The following is an 18426-nucleotide window of genomic DNA, read 5'->3' as shown; positions in this document are numbered from 1 at the left end:
GTCACACTAGCGTTGAGCGGTTAACGGAAATTGACGAATTGCAGATCGGCATCTTCGAAGTCTTTGAGCAAAGCAATGGTGGCCTGAAGATCGTCGCGGGATTTCGAGGTCGCCCGCAACTCATCACCCTGGATCTGTGTTTTGACAGACTTGGGTCCCTGATCGCGAATGAGCTTAGAAATCTTCTTCGCCGTCGCCTGGTCGATGCCCTCTTTAATGGTGGCGGTGATCCGGTACTCTTTACCTGAGGCAAAGGGCTCGGAAGACTCAAGAGACTTCAGTGAAATACCGCGACGGACCAACTTGGACTGGAACACATCCAGCACAGCCTTGACGCGATCCTCTGAGGCAGCGTGCATGGTGATCACCTGATCATTGTGTTCAATCGAGGCAGCCGCATCCTTGAAATCGTAGCGTTGTGCGATCTCTTTGGTCGCTTGATTCAGCGCATTCGCGACCTCCTGCGGATCGACTTTGGACACGATGTCGAAGGTGGCATCCTTAGCCATAACGGTCTCCTCTGAACCATGGTGGGGACATGCTGTCACGGTGATGGTGAACATCACGGTGACTCTAGCTTAGTAAGATTAGGGTTTTTTTCGCATCTGCGGTAGGGTGGGTTGTCGTTCGCGAGAAACGCGGACCTTGCGGCAGGTTACCCAAGCGGCCAACGGGGGCTGACTGTAAATCAGCTGGCATTGCCTTCGGGGGTTCGAATCCCTCACCTGCCACCATCCAGACACATACGATGTTTTTCCGCGTGGTATCCGGTGTCATTGCGGTCTGTGGGCGTAGGTTGTCCACAGGTTTCAGGCCTAGAGCTGAGCCTGGCCAACCAGATATCCCGATCCTTTAGGCTGGGACCATGGCAACTATTGATCTGACTGAATCCACGTTTGAGCAGACCGTTACCGACAATGACATTGTGTTGATCGATTTCTGGGCTGAGTGGTGCGGGCCGTGCAAGATGTTTGGCCCGATCTATGACAAGGTCTCGGAAAACCACCCCGATATCGTTTTCGGCAAGGTCGACACCGACGCCGAACAGGGGCTGGCTGCCGCGGCCAATATTTCCTCGATCCCAACCCTGATGGCCTTGCGCGACCGGACCCTGGTCTTCGCTCAGCCCGGCGCTATGCCGGCAGAACAGCTTGAGGATCTGATTTCGAAGGTTCGGGATCTGGATATGGACCAGGTGCGGGCCACTCAGAACCAGGACTCCTAAAAACCTCGAAAATCCATGGGCGCAAGCTTCGGCCCGAAACGCGAAAAACGCAGCCCTGAGAGGTGAATTAAACGCACCACACGGTGCCGGTGGCCGGCGAAAGGTGCTAAGAGTTCCAGCATCTGGTGGTCATCCACTCTGCGCCCGATGAGTGCTTCGCCGACGTGGTGAGCCAGATGATAGTCCCCAACCGAGACCAGATCAGCGGCCCCATGAGTCCGTTGCAACGTCTCGGCGACAGTCCAGGGGCCGATACCAGGTAGGGCGGTCAGCCGGGACGCAAGTTCGTCGATACTCACTGTCTGGCCCAGCGTGGCGAGTGTGTCGGCTCGGGAAGCAACCACAGTCATCGTCCGTGCCAGCGGCGGTTGCACACCACCCCGGTGCCATGACCAACTCGGTATCTGCCATACACGCGATGCGCTGGGCGGAACCATTAGCCGTGGTGCGCCTGTCAGGGGCACCTGCGGAGCAGGCGTCCCATAAGAACGCACCAACCATCGCCAGCTCGCCCGGGCCTGATCGTGGGTGACTTTCTGTTCTAGCACCACCCGAAATAGCTCGCCCACCAGATCGGATGTCGCCGGCAGTCGCAGTCCAGGATGCTCATGGTGGGCTCGGATGACCGCAGACGGCAACAGTCCACGCCAAGCATCAGCCTGTAGCGCCTGCGCGAACTCCGCCCACCCCTGTAGCGCCGACTCGTCGACTCCTAACAACTGTGGCACACCAGCGAGGACCTGCTCGAGGACCTCCGGCGCGGAGCCAAACGCATGGGCGGTTACCGTGGTCGGCTGTGTGGTACTGGCCGGAGGCTGGATCCATAACACGGTGGGACTGTTCGGGCACAGAGCCGTCCAGAAACCGTCCTTGCGTAGCTGAGTGGTCGGATCGCCCGTGCCACGTTGCAGGGGTTTCAGCGTATGCGCCAAGGAAATTGCTGCCTCGGTCGTGAAGCTACGCACACGATGGGTTACTGTCATGGGGTTCTTGTGGAGTTTCGAGTCAAAGATGTCGTTTCGTTCCGAAGTCGCTGACACCCCGGGGGCGAACGCGGTACCGTGGTGGCTATGACTGAACCGGACCATACCACCGAACAGCACACCAGTCAGCCTGATCACGAGTCATTACAAATGCGCTACGCCCAGAACGTGCTCGACCTCATTGGCTCAACCCCGCTGGTGAAGCTCAACTCGGTGGCGAAAGACGTTCAACCAACCATTCTGGCCAAACTCGAATATCTCAACCCCGGTGGCTCGGTCAAAGACCGCATCGCACTGAAGATGATCGAGCGAGCCGAAAGCGAGGGAAAGCTGGCCCCGGGCGGAACCGTGGTGGAACCCACGTCAGGTAATACCGGTGTGGGATTGGCCCTGGTGGCTCAACAAAAAGGCTATCGGTCGGTTTTTGTCACTCCCGATAAGGTCGGAGCTGAAAAACGCGACGTCTTGAAGGCTTACGGTGCCGATGTGATGGTCTCCCAGAGCGCGGTCGCGCCCGACTCGGAAGAGTCTTACTACGGGATCGCGAACCGCCTGGAGGAAAGTATTCCCGGGGCTTATCAGCCCAACCAATTTTTCAACCCGGCTGCTCCCGAATCCCACTATGAAACCACTGGGCCGGAAATTTGGAAAGACACTGCCGGGGCAATTAGCCATCTGGTTGTCTCGGCAGGCACCGGTGGGACCATGACCGGTACGGGACGTTATCTGAAGGATGTCTCCGCGCAGCGTCAGGGTGGCCCGGTCAAGATCGTGGTCGCTGACCCGGACGGGTCGGTATACTCCGGTGGCGCCGGCCGGCCCTACTACGTAGAAGGTGTGGGCGAAGATATGTGGCCGGACAACTATGACCCGGACCTTCCCGATGCAGTGTATGCTATCACCGACGCCGAAGCCTTCGCGATGACGCGACGGCTGGCTGCCGAAGAAGGGCTCCTAGTGGGCGGATCATCCGGTATGGCCGTGGTGGCAGCGCTACGGGAAGCCGAGAAGCTCTCCGCCGATGACGTGTTGGTGGTGATCCTGCCCGATTCCGGCCGTGGTTATCTGGGCAAAATCTTCTCCGATACGTGGATGAGCACTCGTGGGTTCTCCACCGGCGAGCGAACTCCCGTTATTCCCGATCGCCTGGGAACAGCCTACCGGGACGGCCTCGCCGCGGGTGCCGACAGCCCCAAGGGCCGAGCCTCCGATACTGCCGATAGTACCGCCGCTGAGCAACAGCTGGACGAGACCACGGTGGCCGAGCTCTTGGACGATAAACACTCCTGGTTGCCGGGATCACTGCCCGAGGTCGTCACCGCCCGCACCGAAACCACAGTCGGTGAGGCCATCTCGATCATGAACCGGTACGGCATTGACACGTTGCCCGTGGTGAGTGCCTCAACCGCCGACATTCGGGTCAATGAAGTGCGCGGGATGATCACGACCGCAACCTTAATGGACGGGTTGGCTCAGGGACGGTTCACTCCGGCCGACCCGGTCGGCACTGTCAAGCTGGATCAACCGGTATTACTCGGGGCTCGGTCCTCACTGAGCGATGCCCGCCTCGCGCTGGCAACCACCTCGGCAGTGATCGCCACACGAGACGGCCTCGCGGTTGGAATTATGACCCACCACGACCTGTTAATGTTCTTGAGCCCCCGCTAAGACGGGCGAATACGAGCTATCACAAGCTACGACAAGTAAGGATTTCACGAAGGTCATCATGACTGAGCAACGTGCCCACGGTTTCAACACTCGAGCTATTCACGCTGGCCAAGACATTGACCCGAATAACGGGTCGGTCGTGCCCCCGGTGTACTTGTCAACCACCTATGCGCCCGAAGCGATTGGCCAGTTGCGGCAAGGTTATGACTACAGTCGTGGCACCAACCCGACCCGTGATGCCCTGCAGAACCAGATTGCTGCCCTGGAAACCGGTAATTCTGCGAGCGGACGCGCCATGACCTTCACCTCGGGGTTGGCCGCCGAAAACGCGTTGCTGATGGCAGTGGCGGCTCCCGGTGATCACCTGGTGATGGGTAATGACGTCTACGGCGGTACCCACCGCCTGATTAACAAGATCTTGGGACAGTGGCACCTGGCTCACACGGTGGTGGATACGTCCGACCTGGACCAGGTCGATCAGGTGATGACCGCCCGGGAGACCAAGCTGTTGTGGGTCGAAACGCCGACCAACCCGCTGATGAAGATCGCCGATATCGCCGGGCTAGCGGAGCTAGCACACCGGCACAGAGCGTTGTTGGTGGTCGATAACACTTTCGCCACCCCGTATTTGCAGTTGCCACTGCAGCTGGGCGCCGATGTGGTGGTGCACTCCACCACCAAGTACATGGGCGGACACTCCGATACAGTCGGTGGCGCCGTGGTGACCGAAAATCAGGAGGTGGCCGACAAGGTTCAATTTCAACAAGCTGCCGCGGGGGCCACCAACAGTCCGATGGACGCATACCTAGTGACCCGCGGGCTGAAGACCCTGGGTGTCCGGATGGACCGGCACGTGGCCAATGCCACCGCTGTGGCCGAATGGTTGACCGAACAGCCACAGGTCTCCCAGGTGCACTATCCGGGACTGTCGACTCACCCGCAATACGAGCTGGCCTCCCGGCAGATGAAAGCCGGAGGTGGCATGGTCTCGGCCCAGTTCAGCGGTGGTGCCCCGGTCGCGAAGAAGATTGCCGAGTCCACGCGCCTGTTCCAGCTGGCTGAATCCCTGGGGGGAGTGGAGTCACTGATGAATTACCCGGCAGAGATGACCCATGCGTCGGTAGCCGGGACCGAATTGGCCGTTCCCGACGACCTGGTTCGACTGTCGGTGGGTATTGAAGACGCCGATGATCTCGTCGAAGACCTCCGTCAGGCCTTCGCTCAGCTATGAGATTCCTGATGATGCTGGCGTATTTGCAGGTGTCACCGCTGGTTGCTTGTGGCGTACACTAGAGGAATGACCGTCCGGTCTGCCCCCGAAACATCCTGTGATAGCCCGGGATGTCCTGTGGCAAAGAACTAGCTGTCTTCTCGCGCCTGAGGCGAGCGAGGTTCTCGGTGCCAGAATTGTGGTGCGGTGCGCTGTTGGAGCGTACCAGGGGTGTTCCGGAATACGTGTGAAAAACGATCCCAATTCGTTTCCTTGCCCCCTATAGAGGACCCCACGATGACTGAATCATCACAGCACATGTCTGTGCCCGAAAACTCCACGACCAGTGGCCACGTGACCTTCTCGGACCTGATCAGCGACCAACGACTGTTGGCTCCCTTAGAGAAACTGGGATATGAGAAGCCCTCGCCAATTCAGGCCGAAACCATCCCGCTATTGCTCCAGGGCCGCGACGTCGTTGGTTTAGCCCAAACCGGTACCGGCAAAACGGCCGCCTTCGCGCTTCCGGCCCTGGCCCGGTTGCTCGACACTCTAGCGGGGGACCCTGAGATCCAGGCTCCCCGCATTCTTGTGCTCGCTCCCACTCGTGAGCTGGCGCTGCAGGTCGCTGAAGCTTTCACCAGCTACGCTGCCGAAATCCCGCAAGCCACCGTCGTCCCAGTTTACGGAGGCTCGGCCTACGGCCCTCAGCTGGCAGGACTGCGACGTGGCGCCGCCATTGTCGTGGGAACCCCTGGACGCGTCATTGACCATTTGGAAAAAGGGTCCTTGGACCTCTCTCAGGTGCGTTACATCGTCTTGGACGAGGCTGACGAGATGTTGCGGATGGGATTCGCGGAAGAAGTCGACCGGATCCTGAGCGGAACCCCCGAGGATAAACAAACCGCGCTGTTTTCAGCCACCATGCCACGCGCGATTCAGCGGATCTCTGGGGACTACCTCAACGACCCGGCCCAAGTGGAAATCGCAGCTGAATCAACCACCGCCCAGAACATTCGGCAGCGCTACATCCAGGTGTCTTTCCCGTGGAAACTCGAGGCCATGACCCGGATCCTGGAAACCGAGGACACCGACGGGATCATCACTTTCGTACGCACCCGGAACATGACCGAGGCACTTACCCAAAAACTCCAGGCCAGAGGCTTTCGCGCGGCCGCGATATCGGGCGATATTCCACAAAACATTCGAGAAAAGACCGTCGAAGATCTCCGTGCCGGTCGTATCGATATTCTGGTCGCCACTGATGTGGCCGCCCGCGGGCTCGACGTGGAACGTATCTCCCACGTGATCAACTACGACATTCCGCACGACACCTCTTCCTATGTGCACCGCATCGGTCGTACCGGTCGTGCCGGACGGGCCGGGGACGCCATCATCCTGATGACCCCGCGCGAACGTCACCAACTGCGAGCAATCGAAAAAGCTACCGACCAACGGGTAGAAGAGATGCAACTGCCATCCCTTGAAGAAGTCAACGCCTCCCGGGTACAGCGTTTTGCCGACCAGATTACTGCCACCCTGGGTGAGGAAGAAGATTCCGATATCGCCTCGTTCCGCGAGCTGGTCACCAGCTACGTCGACGAACACAATGTGGCTGCCGTTGACGTCGCTGCAGCGTTGGCGATGATGGCCCAAGACGGCCGACCGCTGTTCGCCGAAGAACCCGATCTACCCCCCATGAAACTCGATCGGGGGAAGAAAAACCGCACGGCACGTGGCCACCGCAAGAACCACGATCGTGGGGTGGCTACCCCAGCCGATGGCAAGGCCACCTACTGGATCGCAGTGGGACATAAAGACCGCGTGCGTCCTGGCAATATCGTCGGCGCTATCGCCAATGAGGCCAACCTTGATGCCCGTGAGATCGGCGACATCAGTATTCGTCCCACGCACTCGTTGGTGGAGTTACCCGAAAAGCTCTCCAAAGAACAGCTTGCTACCCTGCGCGATGCCACGGTGGCTGGACGACGTCTTAACCTGCGATTGGACCGGGGGCGTCCGGAAGACCGTGGGGGGCTGGCTCCGAGTCGTCGAGATCGTGAGACCACCTCGCGTCGTGAGGGCCGGACCGCAAAGAAGAAGGAACGCTGGTCCAAGGCGAAGAAGCGGGCTGCGAAGAAATGAGCGCTGCGATCGTGACCTTCCAGGACTATCTCGAGCTGATAGCCGACACAGAGCATCAGGAAAAATTCGTTGCGCTCGTCAGATCTACTGAGGCCATGCACGCTGGCTTGACAGTGGAAATCAAATGGAACACCCCCATGCTGACTTTGGGCGGAACATTTATTATCGCCTTCAGCGTGGCGAAAACTCATATCGCGGTGGGACCCGAACTCGTCATCCTGGAGCAGTTCCGCGCTCGAGTAAGCGAGGCTGGCTATCAGTCGACCAAGAGCCAATTCACGATTCCGTGGGATGCTGAGGTGAACTGGTCTCTTTTACGCGAGATGGTCGAGCAGACCATCATGCTCAAAAAAGGCTCGAAGACGTTCTGGTACGCCGGTTAGCCCTGGCTGAGATCCGACCTTTCTGAAGGAAATCGTGACGTTCACCATGTTCGTCGCGATTCTGCCCTCTCGATTTCACTTCTGCGAAATTCATTGGTAAACTCATTGCTCGTTGCCCCGATAGCTCAGTGGTAGAGCGCCATCTTGGTAAGATGGAGGTCCCGGGATCGATTCCCGGTCGGGGCTCAGAGACTAAGGACCCGCACAGGCCAATGTGCGGGTCTTTGTGTAGGTCCCGGCACTTGTCAATGAGCCAAAAACAGGTGCCTTCAGTCGGTGAGGTCGTTCCACAAAGTCTCGATATTTTCCGGCGAAGTTTGCCAGGGGCACATCAGGCGTACCACCGGCCACCCTTGAGCATCCGTGTCCCACTGCCGTAATCGATAGCGGTGGCGCCCACGCTTTAGCTTGTCGGGATGTAGTGCGATGAATACTCCACTGACGCGGGGCTCGCGAACCGGACGAGCCCAGTCGTAGTGTGTGGCGCACTCGGCTAGGTAGCGCGCCATATCGTTAGCGTGCTGAGCGTTGTTTAACCAGGTGTCGTTATCAAGCAGAGCCAACAACTGGGCCGACAAGAACCGCTGTTTGGAAGCTAACTGCGTGGTGTATTTGCGAGCCCGCTCGACGACACCGAGAGTGTCGCTCAGGTCCCTCGTGTGAAGCACGACGACCGCGTCGGCTCCTAACGCGCCGAGCTTGGTCGCGCCCAGGGTAAGGATATCGATACCAACATCAACGGTCAGTTCTGCTAAAGAGCAGTTCAAACTCGCAGCCGCTTGCGCAAGACGTGCGCCGTCCATGTGGACTTTCAACCCGTGCCGATGTGCTCACTCGGTCAGCTGGCGCAGTTGCTGTGGCGAATAGAGACCGGCGCGTTCGGGGGCTTGCGCCAGTGTGACCGCTTCCGCACGTGGCGCATGAATATGGTCTCGAACTACTGACGGGGTGAGCACCGTCTCCAACTGCCCCACATCATAGGTTCCGTCCGGGTGGGCCGGACAGGGGTGGACACGGCTCCCCGCCAACCCTTCGATCGAGGTCGACTCGGTGCTGAGAATATGGGAACTTGCAGGTGCGTATACCATGCCGAAGTGGCCACAAATTGCCTGCAAAGCCACCATATTTCCACCGGTGCCATTGAATACGGCAAACATCACGGCATCAGGACCGAATAAGTTTGTCGCTAAACGATTGAGTTCCCCAGTGACATCGTCATCCCCGGAGGGGCCGGCATAGCCGGAATTCGCCCGCTCGAGCCCGGCCATCACCGTCGGATGTATACCGGCGGTATTGTCTGAATGGAATCGGTGGTCAACACGATCTGGCATGGTAGTCATTCGTGCTGAGCCAGATCTGTGTCGCTACTGCCGATGATCTACAGGATCCGTCGTCGCGATCACGCCATCCCAAATTGACTCTCTGATATTAACTATGTGAAAATATATAGGTTGCTTGATCAGAGCACACTATGGCTGCGTAGCTCAGTTGGTGAGAGCGCACGACTCATAATCGTGAGGTCGACAGTTCGAGTCTGTCCGCAGCTACCCTTGTCAACACGCGGAATCTCTCCGAGGCACTAACGACGGCCCACACGACATGAGGTCAAGCCTCGATGCAGTAGATGAGATCCTCCACGACTGCTCCTGCGCTCAGGATGTTTCCCATTGACGAAGGCGCCCGTCGACGATCTACTCTGGCACGGATTTCTTTCTCCTCACACTGATGGTCCCTGCGTTGGGTAGGTCCACTGTGTGCCGAAACACTAAGGAGAAACATCCCTGAGTGCGGGATCACTCACACACCAGAGGACCGGCACTTCGTGTTGGCATACCTAAGGTACTCTTTCACGTGTTCTTCAGCATAAAACGGGTCGTCGCTGGTGGCCACGCGAGCAGTGAGCACGGGCATAGCCGGTGGGCAGTGAAAGTTGGAACCGACGGGTGCCAGGCCGGCCTTCGGGGTGGCGTTCGCGAAAATCCGGTAAACCAGTCAGGACTGAACACGGTGAGCGTTGTTGCGTTTTTTATGGGCTTTATGCCCTCGCCGGTGGGCGTGATGATTTTTACCTGTGCGCTCGCGACCGTCCTTCTCTGGGGCGTCGCCACGGGACGTTTTTTGGGTTGGTTAACCGATGCAATAGAACCGGGAGCTGAGAGCTGAAGCATCTCACAGGGCAGAGTCAGCGGTGGATGCCGACGTGACTCTCATAATTTGCGAAACCTGCTACGGCATCAGCGAGCAGGGAAGCAGTGCCCTCCACGATCCGAGAAATAGCCAAATGTTCGCGGATGAATACGCTCGTTGAGCTCGCACGAATGGTCGCTCGCACGCGGCTGCAGTCCCTAAGGAATTCAGCGGATTCTTGCGCAATCCGTCGAATGGTGGTCGGGCTGGCGATACCACCGTGATAGGCGACGTTGTTGTTCAAGGCATCGACGATCCTTAGTGCTTGCCAGGTCCAAGGGCGGTACCAAAAGTCGGTGTTCATCCCCACCGTTTTGTGGGGTGTTTTTTCTGTCGAACTTGCTCGCCTGCTCATTCGACGAATGGGACGTGCAGGCCGGCTCGACCAAGCTGGAACCGACCGGGCACCTCCAAGAACCTATGTTCTTGCCGGATCGTGATCATCGCTCGGTGATGGTCCCAATGAGGCTCCTTGGCTCAGTCAGGCCAGATGGCAGAGCTGAATCGGTGACGAAGAATGGGCAGACACCGTTAACTCATCGGCACAAAGTACATACCTTGAGTTCAGAGAACCGAGAAGCATCTTTTCTTTATGATCTTGTCTTCTCAACGCTTACTTGTGATTTGATGTATTGGTAACAGCCGAGGCGTATTCCGGCTGTGACGATTGAAGGGGCACGATATGTCGCATAATAACCCTGCCTACGGCGACGGTTCCGCGAGAAACGGTGATACGGACCCACCGAGGCCGATACCGCCATATCCAGTACAGGATCCTACGCAGTTTTCTGGTGACCCTAACTCCTATGGCCAGATTCCACCTGACGGTGGATGGGGCGGGACGGCGCCAGGTGGTTACTACGGTGGTGGCGTGCCTCCATATCCGCAACCGCCGATGAATACGATGAGTATCGTCGGTTTCATTCTCGCTTTTCTGCTCGCACCGGTGGGTGCGATCCTCAGTCATATTGCCCGGGGCCAAATTAAACGTTCCGGTGAGCGTGGTGAGGGCTTGGCGCTGGCTGGAATCATCATTGGATGGACCCAAACCGCCGTCGCTGTTTTAGGTCTGGTCGTGTTCTTTGCTGTTGGTGGCTTTTTGTTCTCAATGTTCACCCAGACAATATCCGAATTGGAAACCGAAGTTACTGCAAGTGCCGTCCCCGACGAGGACACTAGTGAGGATTCAACGGACACGTCCGCTGAGCCAACGCAGACCCACGAAGCGTCACGGCCGAACCCCCTCGGGGGAAAACCATATGACGTCAACCCGGATGAGACTGATGGCGCCGTGGTTAGCAGAGATCTGAATGCGCCACATTGTGATGCGGTCAACGAGGTCTTGGACAACATGGCGGGGTTAGATTCTTCTGACCAAGGCGAGATGCAAGAGATCGCCGGTTCATATGATCATTTGGCAGATGTTCATAGCGATCCCAGCGCGACAGAACTCTACAGAGAGTACGCCAGAGCTTTGCGCGATCCCGTAGGTAACACCGATGTCGAATTCGTGGAACTCAGCGAAGAGGCTGCCGAGCAACTAGGGCAAGACATTGTCTCGTGTGGCATAGTGCCGATGTTCGCATGAGGTCACCTTGACGTGCACTCATTTGGGAACATATGTGAACCAAGTCCATGTGCGAGAAACGCTGGAGAGATCTGTACACGCGATCTGCACAGAGGCAGAGCCGAAGGCACGGCATCTACTATAGGACTAACTGGGGATGGGGAGGCTGGCATAGCGATCCGCCGGGCCTGGCGCTCTATCGGGGCCTTGGCTGGAGAGTCTCTATTCGCCAGGATAGTCCTACCCTGAGAACCGTGTTAGCAGGTTTTGTGTGCGATCATCAGAAAAATTTTGCTGACGTGGGAGCAAAGGTGTCGAATGACTCATTTCATAGCTGGCGTGAGAAGTTGAACACTGCACACCCCGCAACAAGAGAAAACCGTATCAGGGGCAGGCGCTTGACCCCTTGACGAAGAAGCGCTGGCTCATGGTTTGATATCGTCAGGACCTCTTGGGGTGGAGCTCAGCGGTAGAGAGCGAAGGAAAAACGGAGATGTCGAATAATTACCCTCCCTACGGACCCGATTCTGAAGGGCAAGAGCCCTCCGAGGTCACGCGGCCGATGCCACAGTATCCTGCGTCGAATCCCCCGCAGGTTCCACCCTGGTACTCTGCGCGCAGTAACCCTTACGAACAATTCGGGGATCAGCAACAACCACCGTCCGGCCAGTCGCCCTCTGGCGACCCGAACGCCGGCTGGAACGCGGGTGAGCAGTTCGGAGGTCAGGTGCCCCCTACCGGCTGGGGTGCAGGCCCCGGCGGGGGTTATTACGGTGGCGGAGATGACGGCAACTTCGGTGGTGGTATGCCACCCCAGCAACAGCCACCCATGAATACGTTGAGCATCGTTGGTTTTATTCTGGCTTTTTTGTTTGCTCCTGTGGGTGCGATTTTGAGTCACGTTGCCCGGGGCCAGATTAAGAAGTCTGGGGAACGAGGAGGAGGCCTTGCCCTGGCCGGTATTATTATCGGCTGGGTTGTCACTGTTCTTGCTGTTGTTGCTCTGGTGGTGGCTTTTGCATTCGGGAACCTGCCATGGCAGTCCGATGATGAGCCGAGCGAAGAGGCTACAGCTGAAGAAACAGAAAGTGCTGAGCCAGAGCAAGAAGCCAGCCCGGAGCCACAGGACACGGCCCCAGCGCCACCGGAAGTTGCAGATCCCTTTGGACAAAACTCCATGAGTGAGGACCCTTTGAGCCAGGATCCGCTGGGTGAAGATCCTTTCGGCGGGGACTCGTTTAACTCGACCGCCGATGCCACTGACGGTGCGAGAAGTGACACTAGCGGTGCGGTCGGAGGCGACGTTAACCAAGCCTTCTGCGACGCGCTTGCTGACTATCAGCAGCTCGCATGGGAAGTGGATTACACGGATCCGTCGGCTACAGATGAGTATGCAGATGGGATGGAGCGTCTCGCAGATACTCGCGATGATTCAGAGGCCGAGAAAGTGTACCGGGACTATGTCGGGCACTTGCGCGACCCTCTCGGTGATCACGACACCGAGCTCTTTGTCGCATCGGAAGCGCTCGCCGAACAAATGGTGGCTGATACCGGCAAGTGCCATTCAGAAGGGTATGCCCAGTAGTTTGGTCTCGCACTACGCTTATGATACGGACTATTCGCAGGCCAACGCACTAGGGTTCTTTTTCGGTCCGGTTTTACGTTATGAGCATCAGAAACTTAGAAACGATAGACACGGTGCCCGGGTCGGGCATTCGGCAAGAAACGGACGACCCCTACGGCGGATGGGCCACCGGTTCTTCTCAGCCCACGGATGCTCCAGGAGACAGCTACCGGGCGTACAGCACCCCGCCACCTTGGGGATATCCGCAACAAGAGCCCAGCACTGTTGCCAACGGCCAGAGCGTCTATCCACCCATCGGGCAACCGATATACTATGCGCCGTTTAACACTATGGCTATTGTTGGGTTTGTGTTCTCGCTACTCATTCCCATTGTCGGTGTGATCTGCTCGCATATTTCGCTCAGCCAGATTAAGAAAACTGGAGAACGGGGCCGTGGCCTTGCGCTAGCCGGGGCCATCATCGGTTGGGTTGTTATCGGTTTGGTCGTTGGCTTCCTGCTGCTTATGTTCATCTGGTTCACGGCCGTGGTGGCGACGCTTTAGTCGCTTGGGATCTGTGAGCGCCCCGGAGCCATGGGGTTCTGGGTATAGTTCATGGTGGCTTAGAGGACCATGGCTGCGATCCAGCCAGCTACCAGCAACGGAATATTGAAGTGCAGGAACGTCGGAATCACCGAGTCTTTGATGTGATCGTGTTGGCCATCAGCGCCCAAGCCCGCGGTGGGACCTAAGGTGGAGTCCGAGGCGGGGGAACCGGCATCCCCCAGGGCACCGGAAGTACCGACGATAGCCACGGTCGCAGCCGGTGAGAACCCCAAAGCCAAACACAGCGGAACGTAAATGCTGGAAATGATCGGTAGCGTGGAGAACGAGGAACCGATGCCCATGGTCACGACCAGGCCAACCATCAGCATGGCCAATGCGGCCAGGGCCTTCTGATCACCCACCAGTTCCTGAGTACCGGCCACCAGTGGCTCGATGGCTCCGGACTCCGCCATCACCGCGGCAAAACCCTGTGCGGTGATCATGGTGAAACCGATCATCGCCATCATGCGCATGCCTTGATTGAATACGTTATCGGCTTCGTTCCACTTTACCGCTCCGGAGGCCAGAATGATGGCCAGTCCCAACAGGGCACCAACGAGCAAGCCGTTGGCCTCGGAACCAAGAATATTCAGGATCACTTGGACCCCGAAGCAGGCGAGGATCGCCGCAAGAGAGCAGATGATCTTATAGGTGCTGGGCTGAGGCTCGGCCTGGGTGTTATCGGTCGGTTCGGTGGCCGTGTCGGTGATGTTAAGTTGTCGATAAGTACGCGGCTTGCGGTAGGTAATAAACACCGCCACTAACATCCCCACGAGCATGCCCGCAGCCGGGATGGCCATGACCGACATGATGTTGATATTGGAGGTATCCAATCCTGCCAATTCGATATTGGAGAGCAAGATGTCGTGGAGGAAAATCTGCCCGAACCCTAGCGGGACATACATATAGGTTGTGACCAGGCCGAAGGTCAGCACACAAGCGATGGCGCGCCGGTCGAGACGCAGTCGGTTCAGCACCCCCAACAGTGGGGGAATCAGCAGAGGAATAAACGCGATGTGGACCGGAATCAGGTTCTGGGAGAAGACCGACATCAGCAACACGCCAGCAATCAGGGTATAGCGCGTTGCTACTTCGATGCGTTGGGACTTGTCCTCGCTGGAGTGATCTAGGCGTTTGACGATCGCGTCGGAGAGCAATTTCGGTAACCCGGAGTTGGCCACGGCCATGGCGAAAGCACCTAACAGGGCGTAGCTGAGTGCGACGCGCGCGCCCCCTCCGAGCCCGTCTTGGAAGGCAACCATCGTTGATTCCAGTCCCATGCCGGCGACGAGGCCTCCGACGAGCGCACCAATGAAGAGTGCAATCACGACGTGCAGACGGCAAACGGCCAGCACGAGCATAACGACAACGGCGATAATCACTGCATTCACGAGCATGAGATTATGCCAGATCACACTCCGGTTGTGCATGATGTTGAGACTTTATGTAGTGCGCACGGTTAGCCGACACAGGATGTTTGGTCACCAGGGCGGGAATGATGACTTGACCACCAAAGTTAAGCGTTGTGGTGAGCGGGCCACCGCTGGTGCGTGACGGCTGAGGTAGGTTCCAGGAGCTCGCATGGATAGATATGGCAACGATATAGGCAACTATGGTCTGCTACGGGCACAGCCACACCGGCCCGCGGACGCCGGTAGCAGACTCACCCCCAGGTCAGGCTATTGTGACTTTCTGATCGCACCGGTGCGAGGGGTTTATGCAAGACTGGAATGACACCATCCGGTGTCGTGGCGAAAGCTGTAACTCGCCATCACGCGGGGTGGTGAAACCTCGATGCGATGCAGGCTGTCCCTGATCGGCGAAATACAGGAGTAATCATGGCGCTGAGTGCACTCGACATGTTTTCCATCGGCCTGGGGCCTTCATCCTCCCATACGGTAGGACCGATGCGGGCCGCTGCGACGTTCATTAATGATCTTGACCCCGAGGTGTTGAGAAGAACGCACCGAGCAGTCGTGGAACTGTTTGGTTCTCTGGGTGCCACCGGTGTGGGTCACCACTCCGACCAGGCGGTGGTGCTCGGACTGGCCGGATATGATCCGGCCACCATCGATGTTGAAAAGGTCGATCATATTATCAACCAGGCCAAAGAAGAACAGACTCTTCTGTTGGCCGGTACACAACGGGTTGGTTTCGACTTTTACCGTGACGTGGTGTTGCACCAGAACAAATCCTTGCCAGCACACCCCAACGCGATGCGGTGCGCGATCTACGATGACCAGGGCGAGGAGTTAGCCGCTCAGGTGCTGTATTCGATTGGTGGGGGGTTCGTCGTCACCGAGGACGAACTGAACGCTCCGTTGACGACCGAACGCCACGCTCGCCATGAATACACCACCGGTAAAGAACTGTTGGCTCACTGCCGGTCCCAGGACAAGTCGATTGACGAGATCGCCTGGGAGAATGAGATCGAGTGGCGCAACCCCGATGAAGTGCGCGAACGGTTGTTGGAGATCTGGCACGTGATGCAAGAGTGCGTGCATACTGGGCTACACCGTACCGAACAGATGTTGCCGGGCACGTTGCTGGTGATGCGGCGGGCCCCGAAGCTCTACGCACACCTGCAACAACTTCTGGAGGAACAGAAAGCATCGCCGGAAAACGTTGATCCCCTCAGCGCGATGGAGTGGGTGAACCTCTATGCGCTGGCGGTCAATGAGGAAAACGCCTCTGGGGGACGTGTGGTGACGGCCCCGACCAACGGAGCGGCCGGGATTATTCCCGCCGTGATGCATTATTTTGTGCAGTTTTACCCGGAAAAAGCTGACGACGACGCCATCGTGAAGTTTCTGCTTACCGCCTCAGCGATTGGGATCATCATCAAATCGCAGGCTTCCATCTCTGGGGCTGAAGTCGGGTGCCAGGGAGAGGTCGGGTCGGCCTGTGCGATGGCTGCTGCCGGACTGTCCGCCGTCCTCGGTGGCACACCGCAACAGGTTGAGCACGCCGCGGAAGTAGCGCTAGAGCATAATCTGGGGCTGACCTGCGACCCGGTGGGTGGTTTAGTACAGATTCCGTGCATCGAACGCAATGCGATCGCATCCGTGAAGGCCATTAACGCCGCACGGATGTCGAATTTCGATGATGCCGGCGAGCACCGAGTCAGCCTCGACATGGCCGTTGAAACGATGCGTGCCACCGGTGCCGACATGATGGATAAGTACAAGGAAACCTCCCGGGGCGGTCTGGCTGTCACTGTGCGGATGCCTGACTGCTAAACCACCAACCGCACCACATGTGCTGGAAACTGCTCGTGAGGGTCGGGAACATTCCTACTGATTGCTGAATTTCACCAGTGACACGGAACCGGCGAAAGGTTTGCCGGGTACGCTCCCCATCCAACCAGCAGCCAGGGCCAGAACATGAATGACCGTCATCCGTGGAACAACAACAATAACTCCTCGTGGGGTAGCCCGCAGGATCATCTCTCCTCCGACGAGCACGGTCCAACGGACCCCACGGTACGTTTCGACCCTCCGGGATCGGATGAGGAGGTCTATGGCCGACACCGTTCGGATTCTTCCTATCAGTCCGGTGCTGAGGCGTATTCCGAGCCACTCCACGTGAGCCGATCCGGGGACGTCATGGAGCCTGATCAACCGCAGCGGGGCGGAAAGTCGTGGATCTGGTGGGGATTGATCGTGGTGGTTCTGGTGATCGTGGCCGGTGTGTTGCTGTGGATCTTTTTGCGCCCCGATGGTGGCGAAGGCGATGCCGAGCCCAGCCCGTCGCCTGCCGAAGAAATCGTGGAAGAAGACAACGGGCAAACCGGGGAAGGTGACCAAAACAACCAGAACCAGCCAGGCCGGCCGAACCAGCCGGGGCAACAGGACCAGCAATCTGGTCTTCCGGGAGAACAACAGCCCAGCCAAGCCCCAGACGAGCACGGACAGCAACTCTCGCCCGACAACCCTGGCAACCAGCAAGGCTCCGGTGGCGAGCCTGGCATTGGCGATGACGTCAATGAGGTGATCGAGCCCTAGATCTGATCCAGGTGGGGGGGGGACCGCTGTCGGTGCCGGTCGCGTGGGCAACATATGCGGCTAGGGTCATCCGAACCGGAATAATGGATGCTATGGCAGACAATCCACGTGGCGGGTATAACCCGTGGGAGACCGGATCCACGGTGTACCGACGCGCGCTTCTGAGTGGGATGGCGGTCCTGGGACTGGGGATTCTCCTGGCCATTATTGGCGCTATTGCTCAGGTGATGGTGATCTCCTGGATTGCGCTGGGCGTCATCGGGTTGGGACTTGTCATTCACCTCTTTGCGCAGTGGACTCGTTTTCGCCAAGCTCAGCGCGACCGTGATCAGCGCGGGGGAGTACCCCGTAACTGAGTACTTCTCGCGGTGCTGGGTAGACTGGGATCATTGCGTGCGGACTGTTTTGACAAGTTGAGAGGACGAACGATTCGTGAGTTCACCGATCACCGGCCGTGAATACCCGGCTGTAGGACCGTATCTCGTCGCCAGGGAAAAGATTCGCGACTTTGCTTTGGCCACCAAAAACACCCACCCCGTCCACCGTGAGGTGCAGGCGGCGCAGCAGGCTGGCTATGCGGACCTGGTGGCGCCACCGACTTTTTTGGTGACGTTGGCTCAACGTGCCGAAGCTGCAGTGTTGGCGGATCCCGAGGCAGAGATCGATTTCTCCCGGGTGGTTCACGCCGATGAACGCTTCAGCCTATCCCGTCCTATTGTGGCCGGTGACGAGTTGTTCGCCCGCGCCACGGTTGCCTCGGATAAAGCACTGGGTGGACACCGGATGGTGACCACCGAAACCGTGGTGACCGATGCCACCGACACGCAGGTAGCCACCGTGCGCTCCAGCCTGCTGGTGCGTGCGGTAGATGAGGAGGCCTAAGCG

At 58.1% G+C, this 18426-nt stretch carries 17 protein-coding genes, 3 tRNA genes and 1 pseudogene; 16 read left to right on the top strand and 5 right to left on the bottom strand.

Features of this window, described 5'->3' with window-relative positions:
* Window positions 1-20: 20 nt before the first annotated feature.
* Window positions 21-509, bottom strand: a complete 489-nt coding sequence (locus tag DCC25_RS03850) for a YajQ family cyclic di-GMP-binding protein (RefSeq protein ID WP_110097970.1) — start codon at window positions 507-509, stop codon at window positions 21-23.
* Window positions 510-649: 140 nt separating this feature from the next.
* Here DCC25_RS03850 and DCC25_RS03845 point away from each other — a divergent pair.
* Together DCC25_RS03845 and trxA are read left to right on the top strand one after the other, a co-directional pair.
* Window positions 650-734, top strand: a tRNA-Tyr gene (locus DCC25_RS03845).
* Between the two features lie 131 nt (window positions 735-865).
* Complete coding sequence (gene trxA / locus DCC25_RS03840) at window positions 866-1225, top strand: thioredoxin (protein WP_110097969.1); 360 nt, start codon at window positions 866-868, stop codon at window positions 1223-1225.
* Here trxA and DCC25_RS03835 read toward each other — a convergent pair.
* Window positions 1222-2208, bottom strand: a complete 987-nt coding sequence (locus DCC25_RS03835; RefSeq protein WP_110098185.1) for a DNA-3-methyladenine glycosylase — start codon at window positions 2206-2208, stop codon at window positions 1222-1224. The genes trxA and DCC25_RS03835 overlap by 4 nt on opposite strands.
* A gap of 150 nt (window positions 2209-2358) precedes the next feature.
* On the opposite strand from DCC25_RS03835, the gene DCC25_RS03830 reads away from it, so the two are divergent.
* The 5 genes from DCC25_RS03830 (at window position 2359) to DCC25_RS03810 (ending at window position 7800) form a co-directional block, all read left to right on the top strand.
* The gene (locus tag DCC25_RS03830; RefSeq protein WP_110100773.1) at window positions 2359-3876 is read left to right on the top strand and encodes a pyridoxal-phosphate dependent enzyme; all 1518 of its coding nucleotides are present in this window, start codon (window positions 2359-2361) and stop codon (window positions 3874-3876) included.
* A gap of 58 nt (window positions 3877-3934) precedes the next feature.
* Complete coding sequence (locus tag DCC25_RS03825; RefSeq protein ID WP_110100661.1) at window positions 3935-5107, top strand: cystathionine gamma-synthase; 1173 nt, start codon at window positions 3935-3937, stop codon at window positions 5105-5107.
* Between the two features lie 276 nt (window positions 5108-5383).
* Window positions 5384-7231: a DEAD/DEAH box helicase gene (locus tag DCC25_RS03820; protein ID WP_110100660.1), complete on the top strand. Its 1848-nt coding sequence runs from the start codon at window positions 5384-5386 to the stop codon at window positions 7229-7231.
* Window positions 7232-7242: 11 nt separating this feature from the next.
* On the top strand, window positions 7243-7614 hold the full coding sequence (locus DCC25_RS03815) for an iron chaperone (RefSeq protein ID WP_158524714.1): 372 nt from the start codon (window positions 7243-7245) through the stop codon (window positions 7612-7614).
* A 114-nt stretch (window positions 7615-7728) separates the two neighbouring features.
* Window positions 7729-7800, top strand: a tRNA-Thr gene (locus DCC25_RS03810).
* 83 nt (window positions 7801-7883) lie between these two features.
* Here DCC25_RS03810 and DCC25_RS11505 read toward each other — a convergent pair.
* A pseudogene (locus DCC25_RS11505) lies at window positions 7884-8945 on the bottom strand (low specificity L-threonine aldolase).
* A 142-nt stretch (window positions 8946-9087) separates the two neighbouring features.
* Here DCC25_RS11505 and DCC25_RS03795 point away from each other — a divergent pair.
* A tRNA-Met gene (locus DCC25_RS03795) sits at window positions 9088-9161 on the top strand.
* 460 nt (window positions 9162-9621) lie between these two features.
* The gene (locus DCC25_RS11275; protein WP_158524712.1) at window positions 9622-9777 is read left to right on the top strand and encodes a hypothetical protein; all 156 of its coding nucleotides are present in this window, start codon (window positions 9622-9624) and stop codon (window positions 9775-9777) included.
* A 19-nt stretch (window positions 9778-9796) separates the two neighbouring features.
* Here DCC25_RS11275 and DCC25_RS03785 read toward each other — a convergent pair whose 3' ends face one another.
* Complete coding sequence (locus tag DCC25_RS03785; protein WP_110097962.1) at window positions 9797-10105, bottom strand: hypothetical protein; 309 nt, start codon at window positions 10103-10105, stop codon at window positions 9797-9799.
* Between the two features lie 600 nt (window positions 10106-10705).
* Between DCC25_RS03785 and DCC25_RS03780 the strand changes: the two genes are divergently transcribed.
* From DCC25_RS03780 to DCC25_RS03770, 3 genes are all read left to right on the top strand, one after another.
* Window positions 10706-11389 carry a DUF4190 domain-containing protein gene (locus tag DCC25_RS03780; RefSeq protein WP_158524711.1) on the top strand — a complete coding sequence of 228 codons (684 nt, stop codon included), beginning with the start codon at window positions 10706-10708 and terminating at the stop codon, window positions 11387-11389.
* Window positions 11390-11861: 472 nt separating this feature from the next.
* A complete protein-coding gene (locus DCC25_RS03775) occupies window positions 11862-12953 on the top strand; it encodes a DUF4190 domain-containing protein (protein ID WP_199445863.1) in 1092 nt (363 codons plus the stop codon).
* Between the two features lie 80 nt (window positions 12954-13033).
* On the top strand, window positions 13034-13495 hold the full coding sequence (locus DCC25_RS03770; protein WP_110100654.1) for a DUF4190 domain-containing protein: 462 nt from the start codon (window positions 13034-13036) through the stop codon (window positions 13493-13495).
* Window positions 13496-13554: 59 nt separating this feature from the next.
* Here the strand turns inward: DCC25_RS03770 and DCC25_RS03765 are convergent, their stop codons facing one another.
* Complete coding sequence (locus DCC25_RS03765; protein WP_199445862.1) at window positions 13555-14967, bottom strand: Na+/H+ antiporter family protein; 1413 nt, start codon at window positions 14965-14967, stop codon at window positions 13555-13557.
* A 408-nt stretch (window positions 14968-15375) separates the two neighbouring features.
* On the opposite strand from DCC25_RS03765, the gene DCC25_RS03760 reads away from it, so the two are divergent.
* The 4 genes from DCC25_RS03760 (at window position 15376) to DCC25_RS03745 (ending at window position 18423) form a co-directional block, all read left to right on the top strand.
* Window positions 15376-16776 carry an L-serine ammonia-lyase gene (locus DCC25_RS03760; RefSeq protein WP_110100653.1) on the top strand — a complete coding sequence of 467 codons (1401 nt, stop codon included), beginning with the start codon at window positions 15376-15378 and terminating at the stop codon, window positions 16774-16776.
* 144 nt (window positions 16777-16920) lie between these two features.
* The gene (locus DCC25_RS03755; protein WP_110100652.1) at window positions 16921-17541 is read left to right on the top strand and encodes a hypothetical protein; all 621 of its coding nucleotides are present in this window, start codon (window positions 16921-16923) and stop codon (window positions 17539-17541) included.
* Between the two features lie 92 nt (window positions 17542-17633).
* Complete coding sequence (locus DCC25_RS03750) at window positions 17634-17897, top strand: hypothetical protein (protein WP_110110256.1); 264 nt, start codon at window positions 17634-17636, stop codon at window positions 17895-17897.
* A 76-nt stretch (window positions 17898-17973) separates the two neighbouring features.
* Entirely contained in the window at window positions 17974-18423 is a 450-nt protein-coding gene (locus DCC25_RS03745) for a MaoC family dehydratase N-terminal domain-containing protein (protein ID WP_110097957.1), read from the top strand.
* The last annotated feature ends 3 nt before the right edge of the window (window positions 18424-18426 follow it).

This window comes from Auritidibacter sp. NML120636, assembly GCF_003185945.1.
Lineage (GTDB): Bacteria > Actinomycetota > Actinomycetes > Actinomycetales > Micrococcaceae > Auritidibacter > Auritidibacter ignavus.
Note: the sequence above shows the minus strand (reverse complement) of the source record. Positions and strands in the feature narration are given on the sequence as shown.

Coding starts and splice junctions, on each gene's coding strand:
- DCC25_RS03835 (WP_110098185.1), bottom strand. CDS start 2,208: ATGACAGTAACCCATCGTGTGCGTAGCTTCACGACCGAGGCAGCAATT.
- DCC25_RS03755 (WP_110100652.1), top strand. CDS start 16,921: ATGAATGACCGTCATCCGTGGAACAACAACAATAACTCCTCGTGGGGT.
- DCC25_RS03850 (WP_110097970.1), bottom strand. CDS start 509: ATGGCTAAGGATGCCACCTTCGACATCGTGTCCAAAGTCGATCCGCAG.
- DCC25_RS03780 (WP_158524711.1), top strand. CDS start 10,706: ATGAGTATCGTCGGTTTCATTCTCGCTTTTCTGCTCGCACCGGTGGGT.
- DCC25_RS03770 (WP_110100654.1), top strand. CDS start 13,034: ATGAGCATCAGAAACTTAGAAACGATAGACACGGTGCCCGGGTCGGGC.
- DCC25_RS03820 (WP_110100660.1), top strand. CDS start 5,384: ATGACTGAATCATCACAGCACATGTCTGTGCCCGAAAACTCCACGACC.
- DCC25_RS03760 (WP_110100653.1), top strand. CDS start 15,376: ATGGCGCTGAGTGCACTCGACATGTTTTCCATCGGCCTGGGGCCTTCA.
- trxA (WP_110097969.1), top strand. CDS start 866: ATGGCAACTATTGATCTGACTGAATCCACGTTTGAGCAGACCGTTACC.
- DCC25_RS03830 (WP_110100773.1), top strand. CDS start 2,359: ATGCGCTACGCCCAGAACGTGCTCGACCTCATTGGCTCAACCCCGCTG.
- DCC25_RS03775 (WP_199445863.1), top strand. CDS start 11,862: ATGTCGAATAATTACCCTCCCTACGGACCCGATTCTGAAGGGCAAGAG.
- DCC25_RS03750 (WP_110110256.1), top strand. CDS start 17,634: ATGGCAGACAATCCACGTGGCGGGTATAACCCGTGGGAGACCGGATCC.
- DCC25_RS03785 (WP_110097962.1), bottom strand. CDS start 10,105: ATGAACACCGACTTTTGGTACCGCCCTTGGACCTGGCAAGCACTAAGG.
- DCC25_RS03765 (WP_199445862.1), bottom strand. CDS start 14,967: ATGCACAACCGGAGTGTGATCTGGCATAATCTCATGCTCGTGAATGCA.
- DCC25_RS03825 (WP_110100661.1), top strand. CDS start 3,935: ATGACTGAGCAACGTGCCCACGGTTTCAACACTCGAGCTATTCACGCT.